This window comes from Bacillus sp. SIMBA_008 (assembly GCF_046535495.1).
In the GTDB taxonomy this organism is placed as follows: Bacteria; Bacillota; Bacilli; order Bacillales; family Bacillaceae; genus Bacillus; species Bacillus subtilis.
The window spans coordinates 1-247 of sequence record NZ_JAWRWL010001006.1; the positions used below are offsets into that span (position 1 = coordinate 1).

Here is a 247-nt window from a genome sequence, read left to right on the forward strand (position 1 = left end):
TATCCAGCAAGCATCACGAAAGGACTGAAAGTGAGGTTACGTGTCTTATGATTCAATCAATGATTCGTAAGTTTGGTAAAGATGCTTCGGTACTTCGGAATATGGCAGAGAGTGATGGTCCATACCCTACAGAAGAATGGAAAGAAATTAACGAAATTAAAGGTGTGTTAGATGCCATTCAAGGGACAAAGGATGCCCGTAACAAGAAAGTAGAAGAGAAAAGTACACATTTCTTTTATTGCCTACC

The 247-nt window shown here is 39.3% G+C and carries 1 pseudogene; it reads left to right on the forward strand.

Annotated elements, in window-relative coordinates:
• Nucleotides 1-47 precede the first annotated feature (47 nt).
• Nucleotides 48-247: pseudogene (locus SB658_RS26425) on the forward strand (head-tail adaptor protein); the annotation flags it as partial.